Annotated in this window: 2 protein-coding genes; both read left to right on the top strand. The window is 45.3% G+C overall.

The genetic code is table 11. From position 1 onward, the window contains the following. Nucleotides 1-1069, top strand: a 1069-nt coding sequence (locus GXZ17_RS02490) for a bis-aminopropyl spermidine synthase family protein (RefSeq protein WP_409375713.1), incomplete at its 5' end; no start/stop codon positions are given. A gap of 274 nt (nt 1070-1343) precedes the next feature. After that, nucleotides 1344-3110, top strand: a complete 1767-nt coding sequence (locus GXZ17_RS02485; RefSeq protein ID WP_409375712.1) for an S-layer homology domain-containing protein — start codon at nt 1344-1346, stop codon at nt 3108-3110. Nucleotides 3111-3660 lie beyond the last annotated feature (550 nt).

Genomic DNA, 3660 nt, shown 5'->3' with positions numbered 1-3660 from the left:
CGGAGGTGAGGGGGAGACTTTAGAAAGGAGCAAAGTTATGGATCGTTATGAGATACAGATATGGCGAACTCTCAAAAAGGGTCCTTGTAGTTTCTGGAGGTTATTAGATGAGCAAGATGAGCATATAAAGGGTTTTGTGGAACGGCTCAAAACCATGATGGAGAAGGGCTGGGTGGTTTATGAGGGAGGACAATTTTCCCTCTCTCTGCAGGGAGAAAAGCTTGCCGCTTCTATCTCCCCGGCGCAGGAGGTGAGATGCCCTCACTGTCGAGGGGGGTACAATTTTCACGCCTTTCCCGAAGCCTGGGAGCTTTATTCTAAACTGGTAGAAAGCAGGCCTCTTCCCGACCCCCGTTTCGACCAGGGGTTTATGACTCAGGAAGATATTTTTGCCCGGGTGGCGTTTATGTATGAGCGAGGAGACATAGAAGGACAGGAGATTCTTCTTCTGGGGGATGACGACCTTTTCAGTTTGGCTTTGTTGGCCACCGGATTTCCCCGGTCGGTAACTGTTTTAGAAGTGGATAGCCGCCTGGTAGATTTTATTGAAAAAAGAGGCAAAGAAAATAATTTTAATCTGGAAGTTTATCACTATAATGCCGTTGATCCCTATCCTCTAGAAGACCATGCCTTTTCTGTTTTTGTCACTGACCCGGTAGAAAGCGAAAAAGGTTTAAAAGTTACTCTTTCCCGGGGGGCTCAAGCTCTTCGCTCAGAAGGAGCTTTATATTTTGGTTTGACTACTATTGAATCTTCCTGGCAGAAATGGTATAACATAGAAAAGATGCTTCTGGAGATGAACTTTGTGGTAACGGATATCTTGCGTCGTTTTAGTTCTTATCCTGATACCGATAACCAGTTTGATGAAAGTTATTATGACCAGACCAGAATGAGAAAGCTTTTAGAGGTGGAATTGCCGCTACCTGCCGATGCGGACTGGTTTCGTTCTCATTTTTTGCGTTGTGAGGCGGTGGGAAAGCCTCACCCCTTAATTCGAGACGGGGTAGATTTTGATGCCAGTTTTTACTTAGATGATGAGACTCTGGCTACCCCGGGCTGGGAAATTTAAAAAATTTTTTAAAAATTTCTTTTTTTGTTGTAGTCAAAAGCAATAATTTGTCGTATAGTATATATAGGATAAAAAAAGGCTATCCTGTCTCTTACTCCTGGGTAAGGAGAAAGGAGGTGAAAAAGGATTCTTGGTGACCCGGTGAGAAGAGATGTAAGGTGGCAGCTGGAAGTCTGAGAAAAGGAGAGAGAAGAGAGGAAACAGGGATACTCTCGGTGATTCTCCTTGGAAGACGGAAGGCTGAATAAAACAAACTACCAAGGAGGTTTCAAACATGAAAACCATGAAGAAGATCGTATTAGCAGTAGTTCTAGTGCTGGCTCTTGCTCTTCCTGTTCTGGCCAATCCGTTTGTGGATGTGCCACTGAACCACTGGGCTTATGATGCAGTGCAGAGCTTAGCGGCTAAGGGCATTATTATTGGTTACCCTGATGGTACTTTTGGCGGTAACCGAGCTATGACTCGTTACGAGTTTGCCATGGCTGCTGCTCGAGGTTTGGCTTATATGGAGCAGAGAATAGACGAAGCCGGATTTGCTACTCAAGAAGACGTAGCTATGCTGGAGAAGCTGGTGCAGGAATTTGCCGATGAACTGAGATTACTAGGAGTAACTGTAGATGACTTAAAGAGAGCTCTGGGTGAGCAGAGTGAGGCCATTAGAGCTCTGGAAGCTCGAGTCGATGTGTTAGAGAAATACCACGAACCTGTTCTGGTCACTGGAGAGTTCAATGTAAGTTACGAAGCTTTTTCTCCTACTGCCGCTGACAAAACCGATGTTAGTTTTGAAGATGAGACCACTCTCCATATCGCTGCTGACATTAACGAAAACACCATTGCTGGAGTAGATTTGATCATCAAAAACACTTTAGCTGGCTCTGATCCTGAGGTTACGGCAGACAATTTTTACATCGAGTATGTAGATGAAGAGTGGTTCGTAAGAGCAGGAGACATAAACCTTTACAAGGACGACATAAGCGGGAACGTGGGTTTGGTGCTGGGTGATTATCAGCCTGATGACCCCGATGATGATGACGACTATGATCTGGACTTTGAAGGTGTGTATGTGACCTATGCTGAGGAAGATAGCGACACCATATTCAGACTATTGGCTGCACCCAACGATTTCTACTCTGTGCGTGCTGAGTGGGAAGAGGTAAGCGTTGCTGCTACCTGGTTCCCGGGAGTAGGCAGCACTTTCTACAACGTAGGTGGTGACCTGGTCATCAGCGCCGGAGCTCAGACCGATTTTGATGAGTCCGATGTTCTCCTCACCGTAGAAGGTGGTTACGGAGTGCTGCAGGGTGGTTATGGAGTAGCAGGAGAGCTAGCTTTGGAAGCTTCTGATGATGTAACTGTTACTTTAGAGGGACACTACATCACCGATAACTTTACCCCTGCTGTTCTTGAGACCAGCTCGTTCGATGCTGACAGAATGGGTGGCGCAGTGAGTGCTACTTTTGACCTCAGCGATGAAGACGATGATGATAAGTGGACTTTAGAAATAGGTTATGAGTATGATCAAACCATTAGCACTAACACTACTGGAGTAGCTACTATAGTAACCAACGAGGTAACTGGCACAATAGTTTATGTCCCCGCTGATGCTGTAGCGGATGAGCAGGCTCTCATTGATCTAGCTTACTATCTGGGAGATGCTGACCACGTTGCTGGCGGCTTTGCTGTTTTCGCTGGATATGATAATTATCCGCTGAATGACGAAGATGATGAAGATGAGTCTTATGTCAGTGCTAACGTCCAGTACGTAAGCGACGCTGCTCGAATCACTGGTGTAGGAATATTGAGCTACAAGTGGGTGGAAGATGATATTGCTGCCACTCTCAAAGGTCGCTACGACAGCAAGGGTGCTGAGGTTTGGAGTGTTCTGGCTGAAGTAGAGTGGGCTATGGCTGAAAATACTGCTCTTACTTTGGGCTATGAACTCAACACCTGGGATGGAGACGAAACTGGTGGTATAGATGACGGCAGAGGTATCATCGACACTGCCGGAACCATCACTGCCGAGCTCAATGTAACTTTCTAATTACCGATTAAAAAAACCGGGGAGGATTTCCTCCCCGGTTTTTTAGTTTGTACCCCGGATAAAAACCTCTCTCCTCATAAAGTCTTCTTATTTCCTTTTATCTCTTTTCGGCGACTATGTATATCCTCGTCTTTACGTATGCCCTAAGTGTGTTTGGTAAATGGGAATAATGTTACATCGAACTGGAGCTCGGCAAATGGAATGGGATATTTTGTGCCGAGAAAACATTTTTCTTTACCCGGCAATCTTTGTTTTTTTATGTTTTTGCTTTTTTCTTCTTCTTTTTGGAACCATAGGGATGTCGCCTCCTATTATTTAGATTCCTGATAGAACCATTCAGGAATGACGACCTCCCTCCCTCGTCATTCCTGAAATCTTTAATCGGGAATCCAAATACTTTTAAAAACCATGGACCCCGGCTTAAAGATTGCCGGGGTGACGAACGAAGGGTGATAAATACATTCAGGGGCAGGCTAAAGACGGCTTAAAAATTGCCGGGGTGACGAGGAGGAGGGAATCCAAAGGCTTTTGCCCTTAAATAATTTAGATT

It is taken from the genome of Candidatus Sordicultor fermentans (assembly GCF_012728195.1).
Classification (GTDB): domain Bacteria; phylum Atribacterota; class Atribacteria; order Atribacterales; family Caldatribacteriaceae; genus Sordicultor; species Sordicultor fermentans.
The sequence above is the reverse complement of the archived record's forward strand: the minus strand, read 5'-3'. Positions and strand labels throughout refer to the sequence as shown.

What these genes read in the sequence shown, in the direction of transcription:
- GXZ17_RS02485 (WP_409375712.1), top strand. Translation starts at nt 1,344, where the DNA reads ATGAAAACCATGAAGAAGATCGTATTAGCAGTAGTTCTAGTGCTGGCT.